The organism is Acinetobacter sp. NIPH 542 (assembly GCF_000369825.1).
GTDB lineage: Bacteria > Pseudomonadota > Gammaproteobacteria > Pseudomonadales > Moraxellaceae > Acinetobacter > Acinetobacter oleivorans.
Genome location: NZ_KB850206.1, coordinates 2245302 through 2265420 on the forward strand (window position 1 = coordinate 2245302; position 20119 = coordinate 2265420).

General features: G+C 38.2%; 16 protein-coding genes. 12 read left to right on the forward strand and 4 right to left on the reverse strand.

The genetic code is table 11. From position 1 onward, the window contains the following. The first annotated feature begins 38 nt into the window (after positions 1-38). Together F886_RS15940 and F886_RS20025 are read left to right on the forward strand one after the other, a co-directional pair. Positions 39-1265, forward strand: coding sequence for a YbfB/YjiJ family MFS transporter (locus tag F886_RS15940; protein ID WP_005307372.1), 1227 nt, complete (start codon positions 39-41; stop codon positions 1263-1265). After that, a complete protein-coding gene (locus tag F886_RS20025) occupies positions 1262-1387 on the forward strand; it encodes a hypothetical protein (RefSeq protein ID WP_013197121.1) in 126 nt (41 codons plus the stop codon). The genes F886_RS15940 and F886_RS20025 overlap by 4 nt, the downstream gene beginning before the upstream one ends. Positions 1388-1427: 40 nt before the next feature. Here the strand turns inward: F886_RS20025 and icd are convergent, their stop codons facing one another. Next, positions 1428-2684: an NADP-dependent isocitrate dehydrogenase gene (icd, locus tag F886_RS15945; RefSeq protein ID WP_005307374.1), complete on the reverse strand. Its 1257-nt coding sequence runs from the start codon at positions 2682-2684 to the stop codon at positions 1428-1430. 196 nt (positions 2685-2880) lie between these two features. Between icd and F886_RS15950 the strand changes: the two genes are divergently transcribed. After that, positions 2881-3669: an rRNA large subunit pseudouridine synthase E gene (locus tag F886_RS15950; protein ID WP_005307377.1), complete on the forward strand. Its 789-nt coding sequence runs from the start codon at positions 2881-2883 to the stop codon at positions 3667-3669. Positions 3670-3785: 116 nt separating this feature from the next. On the opposite strand, the gene F886_RS15955 is transcribed toward F886_RS15950, so the two are convergent. Further along, positions 3786-6023, reverse strand: coding sequence for an NADP-dependent isocitrate dehydrogenase (locus F886_RS15955; protein WP_005307379.1), 2238 nt, complete (start codon positions 6021-6023; stop codon positions 3786-3788). Between the two features lie 398 nt (positions 6024-6421). After that, positions 6422-8125 carry a M61 family metallopeptidase gene (locus F886_RS15960; protein ID WP_005307382.1) on the reverse strand — a complete coding sequence of 568 codons (1704 nt, stop codon included), beginning with the start codon at positions 8123-8125 and terminating at the stop codon, positions 6422-6424. A gap of 171 nt (positions 8126-8296) precedes the next feature. On the opposite strand from F886_RS15960, the gene F886_RS15965 reads away from it, so the two are divergent. The 9 genes from F886_RS15965 (at position 8297) to F886_RS16005 (ending at position 18992) form a co-directional block, all read left to right on the forward strand. Further along, positions 8297-9616, forward strand: coding sequence for a D-alanyl-D-alanine carboxypeptidase PBP6B (locus tag F886_RS15965; protein ID WP_005307384.1), 1320 nt, complete (start codon positions 8297-8299; stop codon positions 9614-9616). 98 nt (positions 9617-9714) lie between these two features. After that, positions 9715-11001: an NAD(P)/FAD-dependent oxidoreductase gene (locus F886_RS15970; protein ID WP_005307388.1), complete on the forward strand. Its 1287-nt coding sequence runs from the start codon at positions 9715-9717 to the stop codon at positions 10999-11001. A 135-nt stretch (positions 11002-11136) separates the two neighbouring features. Then, positions 11137-11619 carry a peptidylprolyl isomerase gene (slyD, locus tag F886_RS15975; RefSeq protein ID WP_005307390.1) on the forward strand — a complete coding sequence of 161 codons (483 nt, stop codon included), beginning with the start codon at positions 11137-11139 and terminating at the stop codon, positions 11617-11619. A 118-nt stretch (positions 11620-11737) separates the two neighbouring features. Beyond that, positions 11738-13180 carry a cryptochrome/photolyase family protein gene (locus F886_RS15980; RefSeq protein ID WP_005307393.1) on the forward strand — a complete coding sequence of 481 codons (1443 nt, stop codon included), beginning with the start codon at positions 11738-11740 and terminating at the stop codon, positions 13178-13180. A gap of 192 nt (positions 13181-13372) precedes the next feature. Next, positions 13373-14116, forward strand: a complete 744-nt coding sequence (locus F886_RS15985; protein WP_005307396.1) for a hypothetical protein — start codon at positions 13373-13375, stop codon at positions 14114-14116. After that, on the forward strand, positions 14116-15012 hold the full coding sequence (locus F886_RS15990; protein WP_005307399.1) for a hypothetical protein: 897 nt from the start codon (positions 14116-14118) through the stop codon (positions 15010-15012). Before F886_RS15985 ends, F886_RS15990 begins: the two co-directional genes overlap by 1 nt. After that, the gene (locus F886_RS15995) at positions 14999-16249 is read left to right on the forward strand and encodes a glycosyltransferase family 2 protein (protein WP_005307402.1); all 1251 of its coding nucleotides are present in this window, start codon (positions 14999-15001) and stop codon (positions 16247-16249) included. Before F886_RS15990 ends, F886_RS15995 begins: the two co-directional genes overlap by 14 nt. Next, complete coding sequence (locus tag F886_RS16000) at positions 16250-18094, forward strand: hypothetical protein (protein WP_005307406.1); 1845 nt, start codon at positions 16250-16252, stop codon at positions 18092-18094. After that, positions 18072-18992, forward strand: coding sequence for an alpha-amylase family protein (locus F886_RS16005; RefSeq protein WP_005307408.1), 921 nt, complete (start codon positions 18072-18074; stop codon positions 18990-18992). Before F886_RS16000 ends, F886_RS16005 begins: the two co-directional genes overlap by 23 nt. Here the strand turns inward: F886_RS16005 and wecB are convergent. Further along, positions 18977-20119, reverse strand: a complete 1143-nt coding sequence (gene wecB, locus F886_RS16010) for a non-hydrolyzing UDP-N-acetylglucosamine 2-epimerase (protein ID WP_005307411.1) — start codon at positions 20117-20119, stop codon at positions 18977-18979. The genes F886_RS16005 and wecB overlap by 16 nt on opposite strands.

The window sequence follows — 20119 nt, forward strand, 5'->3', positions numbered from 1 at the left end:
CAAAATAAGATAACTTCCATCATATTAAATCATTTTTAATGATTGATAAACTCGCTTTTAATAATAAAAAAATTGAGCGTCTTCTCATGTCTACATTTTATCGAATGAGCTTAATTGTCTTTTTGGCAACTTGTTTAGGAATTGGTGTTTTTAGATTTTCCTATACCGCACTCATGCCCATCATGATCGAGCAGTACCACTGGACTCATGATTTTGCCAGTTACCTAGGCAGCGCAAATTTATTGGGATATCTCATAGGTGCCTTATTAGCACTATTGAGTATTAAAGAAAAGTACGTCCCATCCATGATCGTACTTTCGACTATAGCTGGTAGCGTTAGCCTACTATGCTGTTCATTCATCGATATGCCTTTGGTGTGGTTCATTTTCTGGCGCACAATTTCAGGTATTGCTGGCGGCTTACTTATGATTTTGGCACCTAGCTTTGCAATGAAATACATTCCCACCACGCAAAGATTAAAAGTTAACTTTTTAGGATTTAGCGGGATTGGTGTAGGGGTTTTATCTGCCACGATTATTATTCCCCTACTTAAAAATATGCCCGTGCATTATGTTTGGGATATTTTTGCAGGTATTTCTTTATTAGGAAGCTTAACTCTTTATTGCTTATTAAGTAGCAATACTGCCCAGATGATTAAACCGCAATCTACTACTTTACAAGCCTCACAAAAATCACGTTTGGGTCTGGTCATTATTATTGCCTATATGTGTAGTGCCTTTGCCTATATTCCACATTCTTTGTTTTGGATGGATTATTTATCTGGAACTCTGCATTTTCCCCTACAGCAAAGGAATTTATTTTGGGTTCTCTATGGATTGGGAAGCTGCATTGGCGCATTTGTCGCTTATTGCTTAAGCCGACTGGTGGGATATATACAGGCCATTAAATGGCTCTATGGCATTTACTGCCTAGCCGTTGTTTTGCCTTTCCTTTCACAGACCACTTCTTTACTAGCTTTGTCTTCACTTCTTACAGGCTTATTGACTCCTGCAACCGTATTTATTAGTTCTTATAGTCTGCTACAGATTTATGAGCAACGTTATCAAAAACTTTGGAGCCTTGCCACTATTGGGTTTGCTAGCACTCAGCTTTTAGGTGGAGTTGTCATTAGTACTTTGCATCATTTGCATTGGTCTTATGCCCATCTCTTTCTTTTGGGTGGAATCGTTCTTCTTTTTGCGGTTTGCCTTTTATTTCCTATACGCCCTTCTTTCACCTCAACTCTCGGAGAAACAAAATCGTGAAAACTCTGCTCTTTCCTTTATTTCTAGTTGCTTTCGTTCTTGTTATCCAGGCCCTAGACCAGAGTTATCAAAAGAAAACTGGTTTTATTAAAACTCCGAAGCATCCCGAATTTATGCAATAAAAAAAGCCCTCAATCGAGGGCTTTCTTATGCAAAACTTATTTAATCTTCCATGTGTTTGATAATCGCATCACCAAATTCAGAACAACGTAATAAGGTTGCACCCGGCATTAGGCGTTCAAAATCGTAAGTTACGGTTTTAGCAGCAATCGCTCCAGCAATTCCTTTAATGATCAGGTCAGCTGCTTCTGTCCAGCCCATATCACGTAGCATCATTTCCGCGGAAAGAATAATAGAACCAGGGTTTACTTTATCCTGACCTGCATATTTAGGTGCAGTACCATGAGTTGCTTCATAAACTGCAATTGCACCACCAATATTCGCACCAGGTGCAATACCAATACCGCCTACTTCTGCTGCCAAAGCATCAGAAATATAATCACCATTTAAATTTAAAGTAGCAATAACAGAGTAATCTGCTGGACGCATGAGGATCTGTTGTAAAAATGCATCTGCAATGACATCTTTAATAATGATGTCTTTACCAGTTCTAGGATTTTTAATTTTAACCCATGGACCGCCATCAATTAGTTCTCCACCGAAACGATCTAGAGCCAATTCATAGCCCCACTCTTTAAATGCCCCTTCGGTGTATTTCATAATATTACCCTTGTGAACAAGGGTCACAGAAGGCTTGTCATTTTCAATTGCAAACTGAATGGCTTTACGGACTAAACGCTGTGAACCTTCTTTCGATACAGGTTTAATTCCAATCCCACATCCTTCAGGGAAACGGATTTTTGTGACACCCATTTCTTCTTGAAGAAACCTAATCACTTTTTTAGCTTCTTCAGAATCAGCTTTCCATTCAATACCTGCGTAAATATCTTCCGAGTTCTCACGGAAAATCACCATATCTGTTAATTCTGGGTGCTGAACAGGTGAAGGAACGCCTTCAAACCAACGTACTGGACGTACGCAAACATATAAATCCAATTCTTGGCGTAAGGCAACGTTGAGTGAACGAATACCACCACCCACCGGAGTCGTTAACGGACCTTTGATTGATACAACGAATTCTCGAAGTGCTTCAAAAGTTTCTTCTGGCATGTAGTTGCCATAAATTTTATTGGCTTTTTCACCGCAATACACTTCCATCCATTCGATTGAGCGCTTGCCACCGTAAGCTTTTAAAATAGCAGCATCTACAACTGTTTTCATGGTTGGCGTAATATCCACACCAATACCATCACCTTCAATGAAAGGAATAATTGGATGGTTTGGTACGTTCAGTGACAGGTCTGCATTTACTTTAATTTTGTCGCCGTCAGCAGGAACTACGATCTTCTGATAACCCATTGTGTAAATTCTCCCTTTTATAATACTTAATTAACTAAAAATAATTATCGATAAACAATACTTTCAACTTTTATTAACGCATAATAGCTTAATCGAATTTAATTCTTTTTGAGATTTATGTGGGAAATAAGCAAATTTCACACTTAAATATAGCTCAATGTTTTCTCTAGTTATTTGAAAGAAGAAGCCATTTTTTATGAAAATTGTCATTCTCAACAAGCCTTATGACGTTCTCTCCCAGTTTCGTAAAGACGAAGCGCATATGACCGTCTCGGACTTTGTTGATGACCCGACTTTGCGCTTGGCAGGCCGTCTTGACATGGACTCTGAGGGTTTAGTCTTTTTAACCGATCATGGTGGTCTTAACCAGTTCATTACCAATCCTGCAAATAAAAAATACAAAACGTATTTAGTTCAAGTTGATGGCGATGTAACTGAAGAAGCGCTTGAGCAGCTTCGTAAAGGTGTAGAACTTAATGATGGTATGACGCTTCCGGCTACTGCCATTAAAATAAGTGAACCTGAGTGGTTATGGGAGCGTAACCCACCTGTACGCTATCGTGCAAATATTCCAACATCTTGGATTGAAATCTCTATTTGTGAAGGTCGTAACCGTCAAGTTCGTCGTATGACTTCTGCGGTAGGTTTTCCAACTTTACGTTTAATTCGTACTAAAATTGGTTCAATTGATTTAGTTCAACTCGGTTTAAGACCTGGGGATGTGAAAGAAATCGAACCTTTGCTTTATCCTGACTTTAAAGATGTTCCTGCGGAAGAGCCTTATCGTTCACGTTCATATGTGAAAAAACCAGGTGGTACTGGCGGCAAACCGATGGTTCGTAAAAACAAAGATGGTTCTGCGAAAAAATCAGGTACAAAACGTATCTGGCAAATGGATGAAAGTGAAAAGCCACGTCGTAAGACCAATGGTACAACTCGTCCAAATACAAAAGCACCACGTGGTCGTGGACGTAATAGTCGTTAAGATCTAAATTTTCAAAGCTCACTTCGGTGGGCTTTTTTAATACCATTTATTTTTATAAAAATAAAAAAGCCGGTGTTTATCACCGGCTTTTGAGCTATTCACTAACGAGTTAGTAATTAAGCACCAACAGTTGCAAGAGCTGCATTAAATGTAGCACTTGGACGCATTACAGCATCTACTTTTGCTTTATCAATTGCATAGTAACCACCGATATCAGCTGGCTTACCTTGTACTTGAGCAAGTTCAGCAACAATCTTCGGTTCTTCTTCAGCTAATGTTTTTGCAAGTGAAGCAAATTTAGCTTTTAACTCAGCATCTTCGTTCTGTGCAGCAAGTGCTTCTGCCCAGTAAAGTGACAAGTAGAAATGGCTACCACGGTTGTCAATCTCACCTGTACGGCGTGATGGAGACTTACCATTATCAAGTAACTTGTCAGTCGCTTCATCAAGCGTCTTCGCAAGTAACTTAGCACGAGCATTATTTTCTTTAATGCCCATTTCTTCTAAAGAAGCTGCTAAAGCAAGGAACTCACCAAGCGAATCCCAACGTAAGTGGTTTTCTTCAACAAGCTGTTGTACGTGTTTTGGCGCTGAACCACCCGCACCAGTCTCGTACATACCACCACCCGCCATAAGCGGAACGATAGATAACATTTTCGCAGACGTACCAAGTTCCATAATTGGGAACAAGTCAGTTAAGTAGTCACGTAAGATGTTACCAGTCACAGAAATAGTATCTAGACCACGTACTACACGCTCAAGTGTGTAACGCATTGCACGAACTTGAGACATAATCTGGATATCAAGGCCAGTCGTGTCATGATCTTTTAAATACGTTTGTACTTTCTTGATCAATTCATTTTCGTGTGGACGGTACGGGTCAAGCCAGAAGATCGCAGGCATGCCTGAGTTACGTGCACGAGTTACTGCAAGTTTTACCCAGTCACGAATCGGAGCGTCTTTAACCTGACACATACGCCAGATATCGCCTTCTTCAACATTTTGAGTCAATAACACTTCACCAGTGTCAAGATCGGTAATGTTTGCAATACCAGCTTCTGAAATTTCAAAAGTCTTGTCGTGAGAACCGTATTCTTCAGCTTTTTGAGCCATCAAGCCAACGTTCGGAACAGTACCCATAGTCTTCGGATCGAAGTTACCATGCCACTTACAGAAGTTGATCATTTCTTGGTAAATACGGGCAAATGTTGATTCTGGCATAACAGCTTTAGCATCATATTGCTTACCATCAGCACCCCACATTTTACCACCGGCACGGATCATTGCTGGCATAGAAGCATCAACGATAATGTCGTTTGGTGAATGGAAGTTTGTGATGCCTTTTGCTGAGTCAACCATTGCAAGTGCAGGACGGTGTTCTTGACAAGCATGTAAGTCTTCAATGATTTCTTCACGTAATGAAGTAGGAAGAGTTTCGATTTTCTCGTATAACCCAGCCATACCGTTATTAACGTTAATGCCTAATTCGTCAAATAACTTACCGTGTTTTTCGAAAGCTTCTTTGTAATAAATTTTCACACAGTGACCGAAAACGATCGGGTGTGAAACTTTCATCATTGTCGCTTTTACGTGTAGAGAGAATAAAATTCCCGCTTCTTTACAATCATCAAGTTCTTTTTCATAGAAATCACAAAGTGCTTTCTTGCTCATGAACATTGAGTCAATGATTTCGCCTTCTTGAAGCGCAACTTTTGGCTTAAGAACAATGCTCTTACCACTGGTCGTGATAAGTTCCATTTTCACATTACGTGCGCGATCAAGTGTCATTGATTTTTCACCATGGTAGAAGTCACCTTCTTCCATATGTGAAACGTGAGTTTGTGACCACTGTTTCCACTCGCTCATTGAATGAGGGTGTTTTTTCGCATAGTTTTTAACTGCTGCTGGAGCACGGCGGTCAGAGTTACCTTCACGAAGGACAGGGTTTACTGCTGAACCAAGGCACTTACCATAACGAGCTTTGATTGATTTTTCTTCTTCGGTTGCAGGATTTTCCGGATAATCAGGAATTGCATAACCTTTTGATTGAAGCTCTTTGATACATGCAGTTAATTGCGCAACAGACGCACTAATGTTCGGGAGTTTGATAATGTTAGTATCTGGATCTTGTGTAAGACGACCAAGCTCTGCAAGGTTGTCGGATACCTTTTGCTCTTCACTTAGGTAATCAGCGAATTCTGCGAGCACACGTGCAGCTACAGAGATGTCACTTTTAATAATCTCGATGCCAGCTGGCTTAGTAAAGGTCTCAATGATCGGCAGTAGCGAATAGGTCGCCAATAGTGGCGCCTCGTCAGTCAGTGTGTAAATAATAGTTGACTTTTCACCAGCCATATATAGCCCCTTCCGTTTGATTGAGTGTTGAGGACCGAGCTTTTGGCCCAGTGCCTACGAACCGATATGCTTAAATAAAACCCTGAGAGTATCGGCTCTCATTGCCTTCCAGTCAACGAAATATCCAGTGATAACGACATTTCGCAGCGAAATAATACATAATTCAAATATATAGATAATTTTCTGATATCTAAGTCATTGCAATACGCACATTCAGATCACTTTTCAGGCATTAAACATCATTAAATTACATGAGATATCTTTCAGTGTTCTGACAATTATTATACTTTTCATTCAAAATAAACTCAAAGGTAAAACGGATTTCACCATTTGGGCGTACTTAAAAGTAAAAACCGATGTGCAAAACATCGGTTTTTTATAAACTATTTAGCTTTAATCTAAGCTTTTAACCATTTTTCAGCTTTAGCTTGATCTTCAACGATGAGTTCAACTTCGGTTAATTCAGATGTAGTGCAATCGACTTCAAAAGATATTAACTCATCACGACGGAAAGCAAAGACTCTATAAGCACCACCCTGCTTTGCATACTTCTCGACAAGCTTAGTGGAGGCTTTTAAACCGTCAATTGCAATAATCACATCATTGGCAGAAATACCTGCTTTCGCTGCTGCACTATCACGACGGGCACTTTGCACAAGCACACCTTCTGGCTTATCGACAAGTTTTAAGCCTAATGGCAAAGATTTATCGGTTTTAACTCTATAGCTTAAGCCAAACTCAGGAAACAATTGATCAAGCGGTAATTCATCAGTCGTGTTAATCAGATGATTAATTTGTTCAATCCAATTATCACCCGTCAGTTCTTTACATAAATCAAAAATGGTTCTTTCGTTTACTTGTATACCATTTTGAGTATTTTCATATAATCGACGCATTAAAGCATCAAGACTAGAACCACGTAGACGTAAACCTAAATCTAGGCACAACGCAACTAAAGCACCCTTATTGTAGTAACTAGTACCCGCGTTATTTGAGTTTTCATCTTGACGATAAAATTTAATCCACGCATCAAAACTTGATTCGGCCACTGTTTGAACAAAACGGCCTGGGTTTTGTAAATAGCGATCAATTTGTGCTTTGAGTAAATCAAGATAAGACTTCTGAGAAATTACGCCACTACGCAGTAAAATCAGATCGTCGTAATATGAAGTAAAGCCTTCAAATATCCAAAGTAAAGAGGTATAGCCTTCTTGGTGCAAATTATAATTTGCAAAGTTTTCTGGACGGATGAACTTTACTAACCATGAATGAAAATATTCGTGACTACATAAGCCTAAAAAGCGTTGATAGTCTTTAGAAGGTTCAGCAGGTTCATTTGATTTTGGCAAATCGTCACGCGGTGTAATCAAACTTGTGCTATTGCAATGTTCTAATCCGCCATAACTATTCCCTGTTGCCATCGTCATAAAGGTATAGTTTTTAAATGGCGCTGAACCGAACATATTTATTTCAGTTGCACAAATCTTTTCAATGTCAGCTTTTAAGCGATCAACATTGGCATTATGTGGGCCAGAAATTACAAACTCATGTTCAATATCATGTGTTTCAAAACTAAAACGTGTTTGATCAGCCAATTCAAACGGGCTATCAATCAATTGATCATAATGATCGGCTTTTAAAGTAAAGCGGCCTTTGACTAGACTTTTTGAAGCTAAGCCCGTTGCTAACTGAAAATGTTTTAACTCATCGGGTAAGAACACTTCGACTTCACAAGCAGACTGTTCTTGGCCTTCTAAAGCTAAACATACGCATGCTGGATTAATATATAAGCGTGTCTGATCGACATATGCACCACGTACAGACAAATCATATGCATAAACATCATATTCAATCGTCATTAACTCATGATCGGTATTAAATAAACGCCAACGATTCTTGCTCGTTTTTTTAATATCCAACAGACGTCCAGCTTCATCATAAGCTTTAACGGCTTCAATATGTTTTGAGAACTCTCGAATTAAATAACTACCTGGAATCCACGTTGGCAGCCAAAGTTCCTGATTCGGATTGGCTAAAAAACGAATTGTCACGTGAACAAGGTGTTGTTTGTAATCATCGAACTCAATTTGATAATGCAACATAAATTCTTCAATTTAAAAATAAGAACGGCTTCGCATTAGATTATCACTTTTTTGTATCGTCTTGCGTACATGTATTTTTTGGCAACAATTTCCACTAGCCTTCCATTAAAAAAAGGCATAGCATGCTGTGCATCTGTGTCCCGTATTTGCCAGTAAAAGTTAAGGTCATCCGTGAAATTTTTTCTATCTCTTTTTACCCTATTCAGTCTTTTCTGCACCACCCTAACCAATGCTGCGCTACTCAATATTGCACCTGAAAGTGTTGAAGCCGCCGCATGGACTATTGTAGATACTCAATCGGGTCAAATCATTGCCGAGCATAATAGCCACGTGCAACGTGCGCCAGCATCTTTAACCAAAATGATGGTTGCCTATATTGCTTTAAAAGAGATTAAAGCCGGAAAGCTGAAAAAAGAAGAAATCATTACTGCAACACCAGTGGTTGGTGTCGTGCAGTGGGATGAATCACAAATGTATCTTAAAGCTGGTGAACAAATTTCTGTTGATCAGTTATTGGCAGGTTTAATTGTTATGTCTGCGAATGATGCAGCCGTGACTCTAGCTGAAAAAATTTCTGGTGATGTTCCCCATTTTGTACAACGTATGAATCAGGAAGCTCAAGCTTTGGGTATGAAAGATACCCATTTCAGCAACCCTCCTGGAATTACGATGCCGGATCATTACACTACGGCACATGATTTAAGCTTATTAGGTCAGGCCGTAATTAAAGAAACGCCTGAATATTTGCATTATTCAAAAATGCCAAGCTTTAGCTTCAATCAACGTTTTCATCATGCGACTAACCTTGCTTTGAAATATGACCCATCTGTTGATGGTCTGAAAACTGGTTACACTAAAGCAGCGGGTTATAATTTGGCATTAACAGCTTCACGTCCTTCATTTTCATCAGACTTAGCTCAAAGACGTTTATTGGTCATCGTTTTAGGTACACCGAGTGCGGTGAAACGTGCTGAGATTGCAGATAAATTAATGAATCTTGCTTATACGTATACACGTGATGAAGTCATTATTCCTGAGCAAAAATTAATCGCAGAGCTACCTGTTGTAAAATCGACTTTAAAAATGTTTAAGGTAGCGACAAAGCAACCTACGATTGTAACGACTTCTTTATATGCTGACCCAGCACCAATTGACTTAAATAATTTTGATAATATCACTCAGCGCGTTCAAGTACTTGATAGTAACCTTCAGCCAAAGGTTATTGCTCCTCTCGAAACGACTCAAACACATGTAAACATTGAACTCAATGAAAAAAAATTAACTGCGCCTTTAATGAAAGTCATGAGTTTGGCAACAGTATCGATTTATCAAAATAATCAACTGATCCGTAGTCTTCAAATCGAAGATAATGTACATATTGAAGAAGCTAATATTTTCCAAAAAATTGCAATGTGGTTTTCTAGCCTCTTCTCTATTTTTTCATCAAGTGAACATAGTGCTGCAAAACTCTACCCTGTAGATTCGCACTAAAAACATCAAATTGTGCACAGACGCACAATAAATTTTATAAATAAAAGATGGCATAATTTAGCCATCTTTTTTTATAGAAAAATAATTAGGTGAAAAAAATGGCCCAAAATTTACATCATATTGTAATTGTTGGTGGTGGTGCTGGTGGCTTAGAACTGGCAACACAACTCGGTGAAACTTTTGGGAAAAATCGTAAAGCAAAGATTACATTGGTTGATCAAAACCTCACCCATATTTGGAAACCCCTGCTTCACGAAATCGCTGCTGGCTCTTTAAATCCACACGAAGAACAAACTAACTATTTCGCACACTCAGAAAAACATCATTATGAATTTGTGCTTGGAACATTAGTTGGGGTCAATAAAGATAAAAAATTAATTGAACTAATGCCCCCTCAAATGTCTAAGGATCAACAGAATCATCCGCAAGAGCTCAGTTATGACACACTTATTTTAGCGCTTGGCTCAGTATCAAATGACTTTAATACCACGGGTGTACGTGAAAACTGCCATTTCCTCGACAGCAGAAAACAAGCCGATGTTTTCCAGCAAGATTTATTACATCTTTATATTGAAGCTCAAAATCAACCTAATCAGCGAACTTTAAACATCGGAATCGTTGGTGCGGGGGCAACAGGTGTAGAGCTTGCAGCCGAGTTAATTGAAACAACCAAAAACTTTTATCGATATGGCTTAAAGAAAATTCACCCCAACCAAGTCAAAATTACACTCATTGAAGCCTCTGAGCGCATTTTACCTGCTCTGACGGATAAAACTGCTGAACACAGTGCCGAGCAACTCAGAAAAATGGGTGTTGAAATTTTAACTCAACACCGCGTTGAAAAAATTGATAAGCATTGCATCTACTTTAGTAATGGCAACCAACTCAAAAGTGATATTACCGTTTGGGCAGCAGGCGTAAAAGCACCTAAGGTATTAGAAAGTTTTACAGACTTTAAACGCGATAACATTAACCGCTTAATGGTCTATGCAACGTTGCAAACCTATTCTGACCCAAATGTATTTGCGTTTGGTGATTGTGCCCATTGCCAACTTGATGCACGAAACCCTCCTCTTGGACCACGTGCTCAAGTTGCCAGCCAGCAAGCAAGCTTTTTAGTCGATGCTATGGCTGCCAGACTTAATGGCCGTTCACAGCCAATGTTCACGTTTAACGACAAAGGTTCACTTGTGTCTTTAAGTCGTAATAAAGCCGTTGGAGAATTACTTGGCGATGTAAGTGTGCAAGGTTATATTGCAAAAACCATGTACGTATCTTTGTATCGTTTACATCAAGCAACGATTCATGGATACACTCAAGCTGGACTACTCACAATGAAAGATTTACTTACAAGACGTGTACGTCCAAAAATTAAGCTGTATTAAGTTGAATTTTTTAAGTTCGTCCCTATTTATATAAAAACGCATTAGAAAAAGTGCCAAAGATTAAGATTTTGTAGTCTACAAAATTTATTTTTCACTTTATGATGTACGCTTTAATTGATTGAATGGATCAAAAACATGACTGCTATTGCAAATAACCACGTGGTTTCATTCCACTACAAATTAACAAACGCTGAGGGTGAAACACTTGATCAATCTCAAGGCGAACCACTTGCCTATTTGCACGGTGCAGGCAATATCATTCCTGGTCTTGAAAATGCATTAGAAGGTAAAACTGTTGGTGACAAATTTACTGTTAATGTACCAGCAGCTGAAGGTTATGGCGAATACAACCCAGACCTAGTACAAGAAGTTCCAGCTCAAATGTTCCAAGGTGTTGAAAACATTCAACCTGGTATGCAGTTCCAAGCACAAACAGATGACGGCGTTCAGATCGTAACTGTTAAAGCTGTTGAAGGCGACAACGTTGTTGTAGATGCTAACTTCCCACTTGCTGGTCAAGATTTAACTTTTGAAGTTGAAATCGTAGAAATCCGTGAAGCTTCTGAAGAAGAATTAGATCACGGTCACGTACACGGTGCAGGTGGTCACCACCACTAATTCATCTTTAGATGAAGATAAAAGCAAAGCTTCGGCTTTGCTTTTTTTATGTATTTATTTTTATATAATATCTTGATAATAAACCTCTAACTCACTCAACTTTATAAGGGTATCTTTCATGTCAAACGTAAATCAGCTGATTTGGTTTCGTCAGGATTTGAGAGTTCGAGACCATGCTGCTTTATGGCATGCTTGCCAGCAAGGACCTTCAATTGGGTTAGTTATTTTGTCGCCTGAACAATGGAAAATACATCACGATGCACCTATAAAAATTAATTTCTATTTACGTCAGCTTCAACAACTTAAAAAAGAATTAGAGAAGCTTAATATCCCACTGATTATTCAAGTCATTCCCTACTGGAAAGATATTGCAGATTATATTTGCGAACTCACACATCAACTTCATATCGAAAATGTTTACTCAAATATAGAAGTAGGTGTGAATGAGTTAAAAAGAGATAAAACTGTACAGCAGGCTTTAAATCAACAAGGTAAAGAACTTTTTTTATTTCATGACCGTACGATTTTTCCTTTACGTTCTATTCGCAACCAGTCACAGCAACCATATCAAGTTTTCGGCGCATTTAAAAAAGCATGTTATTCGAAACTAGATATCAGTGGTTTGCCTCAGTGCTATCCAATTCCTGAAAAGCAAAAATCTATCCCAGAGTCTGATTCAAATATAAAAAGTTTAAGTCTAGAAGATATCGAAGCTTTTTTTGACTCATCTATTTCTAAAGACCAACAAAACTTGTGGCCGACTGGAGAAGATTTTGCTCTGGAGCAGCTCGACATATTTATTGAAGATCATTTATCTGATTATAAATTAGAACGTGACTTTCCAAATGTAAAAGGAACTAGCCAACTTTCCCCCTATTTAAATCTTGGAATTTTGTCTATTCGTCAATGTTTACAAACCCTTTTCCGAACTGAACATGGCAACTTCCATATTGCAAATGAAGGTCAGCAGACTTGGTTAGATGAACTGCTTTGGCGAGAGTTTTATCAGCATATTTTATTTGATTTTCCACATGTGTCTAAACATATTCCGTTTAAAAAAGATACTCAGAAAATTAAGTGGAATCATAATCCAGAGCACCTAACCGCATGGCAAACTGGCCAAACAGGTATACCAATTATTGATGCGGGCATGCGTCAACTTCTAAAAACGGGCTGGATGCATAATCGAGTCCGTATGATTACCGCTATGTTTTTATGTAAAAACCTACTCATCGATTGGCGAATCGGTGAACAATGGTTTATGGAACACTTAATTGATGGTGATTTAGCAGCGAATAATGGTGGTTGGCAATGGTGTGCATCAACCGGAACTGATGCAGTACCCTATTTCCGAATTTTTAACCCTATTGCTCAGTCTAAGAAGTTTGATCCAAACGGAGACTATATTCGTCAATGGGTGGATGAGTTAGCCCATCTAGACAATAAAGTGATTCATGAACCCTACTCAAGTAAGACTCCACTTCAATTGAATTATCCGAAACCAATTGTTGATTTGAAAGAAACTCGTATGAAAGCAATTGAAACTTTCAAGAGTATTTAGATAAGACTTGCGTCTTATCTGTTTATTTTTGATTAAAAAAATACGAGAAATTTGACTATATTGTGACTTTACTCTAAAAATAATACTAAAAGGATTTATAAAAGGACAAACACAACAATAAATTCAAAAAGCATCACAGCTCATTATAAAAGTATAAAAATTAACATTACAAAAAAGGTAGCCAGAGGTCGCATGCAGCAAAAGAACCCAGGAAGAACACTCGTCTTATGGATTATCGCAGCTCATCTATTTATGGGGATGGTGGCATATGAGTGGCTGCCTGTAAGTTTTAGAGGAAGTTGGATTTTTATTCTTATTCTTTTAATTTCTGGGGCTTTTTTAGAAGTCGGCGCATCTCTAATTGTTGGTTTACTCGCTTTTATTGGTGTTGCAGTATATTTTCTGCTTGACCTAGGCGCGCAAACACATATTGAACGTCAGCTCCTTTTACTTTTTATTATCCCTCTCATTCCTCTTTTTCTTAGTGCTGTACGCCATAATATTGAAATTAACGTCCAAAAATACCGTGATATACAAAGTTATGACCGAAATTATCGCCGTGATATTTTTCCGCTTAGCGCACTTAAATATTTTCAACGTAGTTTCTTTAAACTTCTTGATCATCACCACATACAAGATTATGAAGTCTTTGAAATCAGGATTCTCAACCGAAGCTTAATTAAAGAAATGTTAGGTGATGATGTATGGAAAACAACTCAAAATGAAATGATTAAAATTTTGAGCCAGCATCACCCACAAGAAATTGTTTTCCAGTTTGCTGATGATGATCTAGAAACGATATACAGTATTGTTATTCGTAAACAAAAAACAGAAGAAGAACCTGAATTTATTAAAAAGCTAAGAGAAATTATGACTTTGCGGCTTGAAGTCGAATATAAAGTTATTCAGATTCCACCTGAAGAGGAGATTACTTAATGTCTAATCTTCTTAATATTTGTGGAATTATTATCGCCTCTAGTCAATATCCAGATGGCACTTTGCAGCAGTTCTATCGTCAATATTATCATTGTGAGATTAAATCTGAACAAACAAAAACTGAAGTTCAGAGCATGAATGACCTTTCCATGTTTTTCCCATCACAGGACACATGGTGGCCTATTTTTACAATTGACCAAATCAGTTCCGATAGCTTTCAAGGTCTTATTCATAAAGGAATAAAGCCAGGCATCATATTACCAGATGAGGTTTTTAGCTTTTCTCACTACTTCTTATTAAAAGAAGCAGTGAGCCAAGGTGCTATTCCGATTGTACTTTTTAAATCTGAACAACCCCAATATTTTGCCGCCAAAGCTACATTTTCAACTGCAATTGGTTTACGGCCTATGGCTGCTTTTGTTTCAACAGGTTGGGATGAAAATTTAATTTCCCAGACGGCTGGCAGCTATATTGTTCAGTTTAATCCAAAGGAACTTCCGCTACCCTCCAGAGAGATTAAACAAAAGCAGCACTTATTTTATTCAGCCAAAAATTTTAATGGTCATGTTTCTGGTTATGAAATTATTATTAATCCTCCTGCCGATCTACCGACCACAAATATTCGATATCCTCAACTCGGCATTTCATGGAAATTTAATAATATTAAATACATAAGCACCCCAGAACATGTAAACACTAGTTTTATTGGGTATATTTTTATTGGTTTAAGCACAGTCGTAGTTCCACTCGATCTTATTTTAACCACAACCTATCCTGACCTACTTGGTACTTTCGGCAGCTATATTTCTTGGATCTCCTTGGTCGTCGGGGTGGTTTTATTGTTATTGCTGATCTCATCTATTATTAGGAGGGTTAAATCAAATGGCTCCCATTGATATTCTCTTCCTATTTGGTTTTTTAGGCATCTGGATTCCTCAAGCTTTTTGGGCATGGCTAAGTTATCAGGCTTGGAAATACTCAAAAACAGCAGAAAAAGAATTGCAGAACTTACCCGTACCCGATAGATGGCCCGTTTTGAGTGTTTTGATTCCTGCCTATAATGAAGGCGTAGTCATTGAAGATACTTTACATGCAATCGCGCAACAGGATTATCCAGCCGAAGCATACGAAGTTTTGCTGATTAATGACGGTTCTAAAGATAACACCCTAGAAATCGCCGAAAATCTAGCACAGATTTATCCTTGCATAAAAATTGTCAACGTTCCTAAAGGGATGGGAGGCAAAGGTAAATCTAGAACACTAAATAATGGCCTACCCCATGCCAAAGGTGAACTCATTGTTGTTTATGACGCAGATAGTACACCTGAACCTGACTGCGTAAGGTTATTAGCTCAAACACTACTTGCAGATAAAAAATTAGTAGCTGTAAATGGCAAAGTAAGAACCCGTAATTGGCAAGATAGTATTTTGACTCGATTTATTGCCATTGAATTCATCTTTTTCCAATGGATTTTCCAAGGCGGTCGTTGGCAACGTTTTGAGCTATCGACATTAATGGGTACCAACTACGTCATTTGGCGTGATGCATTAGAAACCTTAGGTGGTTTTGATGAGAAGTCATTGGTCGATGACACTGAAATGAGCTTCCGAATTTTTATCGGTCAAAAACGAATTAAATGGGTTCCCTACGCAATTGGTTGGCAACAAGATCCGCCATCATTAAGTGTGTTTGTTAAGCAGCGCTCACGTTGGACTCAGGGTAATTTTTATGTGACTCGTAAATATTTACCCGTAGCGTTAAGAACCCCATTTCCTATTGGAATTGAAATTCTAAATAACATTATGTGCTACATACTTTTCGTACCTGCTTTATTCTGGAGTCATATTACCTTGACGCTTGGGTTACTAGGTATCGCAGGCATTTCAGTTCCAGGCCCCTTTACATTACTGTGGGGCCTCTCGTTTTGCCTATATGTCGCACAAATGTGGTTTACCCTTTCACTCGAAAAAGTTAAACCAGAACTCTATTTTTACTCTGTTTTATCTTATGTAAGTTACTCACAAATATTTCTATTTATTGTTTTTAAAGCCGCATATGACATGCTTAAAAATAAAATACAGGGCAACTCCCTTCAATGGTACAAAACGGAACGTAGCAAGGAGAAAAAATAAATGAAAAAGACTTTTGATCTCTACAAAACAGCTCAAGTGCTCCTTGCCAGCACCAGTCTTATGCTCGCCATGTCTGCTCATGCGTACATATGGAAACTCGACGATATTAGTACTTCAACTAAATATACGGTCGAGCCTCATTTTTTCTATATTGGAAAAGGTGCCCAGTGGCAAAACATTCAATTTTCAAGTGATTATTCCACTGAAAGTGATACAACTTTACTCGTAAAATATGATGATAAACTCATTTATAACACTACGCTGAGTGGTGATGGTCAATTCAAATTTGATATCCCAGCAAGTCAGAGTGGCTTTCATCGTTTAGATTTTATTATTCAACAATATGCTAAGCCGACTACGTTGAATCAAACCAAAGAAACATTCTGTACAGAAGATATTGATCACTTAACTTATTTAAGCAATTCCCAACTCGACTTTACGCCTATCCGTAATATATACCGTTTAAAAGACTTGCCAGATGCTTTGGCTAATCCACAAGCGAGACGGCCTACTCCGTTTGTTGGTATTTTAAAATATAACCGTAAAGAGATTATAGAAGCTTCTATGCTCGCTAGATTAGCAAGCTCATGGACTTCAATCACACCAATTGAATGGGTTGATTCAGGACAAACTAACTTAAATGATGAAACAAATTTCATTATTGAAGTGATTCGCTCAGCTACGCCACTCAAAGGGGGTGCTTTAGTACAAATTGCAAAACCAGCAGATGGAGTGGCCACTCTTTCAATTACTTATCACACACCACAAGAACTTACTGCTGCCATAAATGGACTAATCAATCCCTCGTATGTAGAGCAACTTGATACAGGAAGCGCAGTTTTCCCTACAACGATCTCTACCCCAACTTGGGCACAGTTTAAAAAAATCAATACACTTGCAGACTTAGGCATTGAGGACTTCAGATTAAATCACGCGGAAAAGAACTTATTCCTTGATTTCCCAGCAGTATGGCAACCAACCGATATCTTGCAAGGGCAAATTGCACTACGTATTCAAAGTGGTTTATTGCAAGGTTCAAATATTACGGCTTGGATTGATGGTGGACTTGCAGGCAGCATGAAAACAGCCGACCTTGCTTCCGATCCCGTCAACCGACAATTTAACATTTTTGCAAAAGCTATTTCTAATACCACCAATTTTAATTTAAAGCTAGAAAACTCAGTCATTGCTAATTCACAGTGTCTACCCACTGCACATGGTTCGCTCTGGATTGATACAGCCAAATCTACCCTAAAGCTACCCCATAAACTCAAAAATGGTGTAGCCGCAATTTCAATGACTTTAGCAACGACTCCAACAATTGCAATTGATGACCAATCTGGTGCCTTAAATATCGCGATTGTATTAGGCCAAACTGCGAAAAAAATGCTTTTAACACAAGGACCAATGCCACTTAACCTAGTCCGTTATTCGCCAAGTGCTCCACAAGCAATAAATGTTCGTGTGAATAAAGATATTTATCAACAACAGGTATTAATGCATCAAGATATTATTTATGCGCCTGCTGCTGTTAATGGTTTTATTGTGAGTTATAACAATAATCGCTTTGATGTGATTACCGACTCACAAGGCGGTGCACAAGCTTTCATGCACCTTTGGGAAAAAATACAACATAAAATTCCAAATAACGTGACAAAAATGCTCGTTTCAGAAAATGGAAATATTTATGTTTTACAAAAACTTATTGTCGGAAATCAAAAAGCACCTTTAGTTCAACAATCTTCTTTCTTCTTATTAGTTGTGATTATCTCTGCAATCATGATAATAATTATCTTCTTGTGGTACTGGTTAAGACGAAATAATGAAAAAACAGATACCAATTAAAATAGCTGCTTTTATTATTTTAATTATTTGTAGTGTTATCGCTTATGCGGGGTTGTTCAAACATCAAGGACAAGCCCCACATATTGAAGGAATTTTCTGGCAGCCCGACAATAACACGACTCCACCAGAGGGAAACTGGCACTATTTAGGTGTTGATACATTTGTTCCCCAATGGTCTGTTGTTGAGTCTAAATCATGGTGGAAAGAATCAAATTTTCCTCAATGGGAAAAAGCAATTAATTTAGAAAAAATTAAACAAGAGCCTTGGGCTAAAAATCTAATATTGGGTTTAGCCGGCGAATATAATGAACCTAAAGCTCGGGCAAATGTCACTGAGTTAGGGGAAAAATCTGCTGAAATTATAAAAGAGCAAAAAACTGCACCTAAAGGTTATTATTTCCCAGTGGAAGCAGATCCGACTTGGTTAAGAGTAAGTGCTTTAGGTCAGGTTTTAACTAAACTTCCAGTACCAGTTTGGGTGAGTATTTATAGTGGTGAAACCGAACCCGAACATTACGATTTATGGGTTAAAAGCTGGTTACCAGAACATAACGGCGTTTTCTTCCAAGACGGAGTTGGCGTAGGTGTACGTTCTCCTCAGCAAGCTAAACATATTTTAGATCAACTTGAACAAAAGCTTGGAAAAGATAAAGTAATTATAGTACTCGAAGCCTTTAGAGTTAAAAAGAATGGGCAATTTAGAGCCGCATATCCTTGGGAAATTATTTCTCAGCTAAAAGCATATGAAGGAAAAACTGTCTATATTTTTGATGGTCCTCATTACATGAGCCGCTGGTGCGTCAATATAGTGAGCTTGTGGTATCGCCTCACTTATGGTGGTGTTAATAAAGCCATAAGTGAGAAGAAATTCTTAACTCATCATTATGCCAATTCATAAGATTTAGCAATTTGATCTAGAATACGTTGAGCTGCTTGCCCGTCACCAAATGGGTTTTCTACATGTGCCATTTTTTCATAGTGCTGTCGGTCGGTGAGTAACTTTTCAGCTTCTTCAATAATTTTTTGTTGATTCGTTCCCACCAAAACGCCTGCTCCCACTTCAACAACTTCAGGTCGTTCTGTGGTATCTCGTAAGATTAAAACTGGCTTATTAAATGATGGACTCTCTTCTTGTAAACCACCTGAGTCCGTCAAAATAAAAGTAGATCGGTCTATGACTGCCAATAAACTAGGATAGTCTAATGGTTTAACTAGATGGATTTGCGGATGGTCTTTAAACTTATCATGAACCACATCATGTACTGCTGGGTTTAAATGGACTGGCCAAATAAAATGTAAATCAGGATGGTCATGGGCTAAGTGCTCAACGGCATTACAAATATTTTGAATTCCCCCGCCAAAGTTTTCACGACGATGCGCAGTAATAAGCACAACTTTATCATCTTGCTTTAATTGAATTCCATAAGGTTCAAGCTGGTTCTTCAAATCAGATTTTTCAGAAATTAATTTACGTCCTAAATACACTGCATCAACAACTGTATTACCTGTAACTGTAATGAGTTCTAATGGAATTTGCTCATTGAGTAAATTTCTTTTTGATTGTTCTGTCGGAGCAAAATGCCATTTGGTAATACGTGACACTAACTGACGATTTCCCTCTTCTGGAAAAGGATGATCCAAATCATAAGAACGTAAACCAGCTTCGACATGTGCCACAGGAACTTTCATTGAAAACGCGACTAAGCCAGCTGCTAAAACAGTTGTTGTATCTCCTTGAATAACAATTGCATCTCTTTTTTGCCCATCAGTGTATACATTCTCGATTTGGCTCAAACCGTGTATGAGTAGCTGATTTAAACTTTGTCCCGCATTCATAATTTTAAGACGATGGTCAATTTCAACCCCAAAGAAATCTATCGCATCTCTTACTAATTCATCGTGTTGTCCAGTAAAAATCACCTCAACTTGAAAACGAGGATCTTGCTTTGCCAATAAAATAACAGGGGCAAGTTTGATTAATTCAGGACGAGTTCCAAATACAATAGATATAAAAATTTTCTTCAT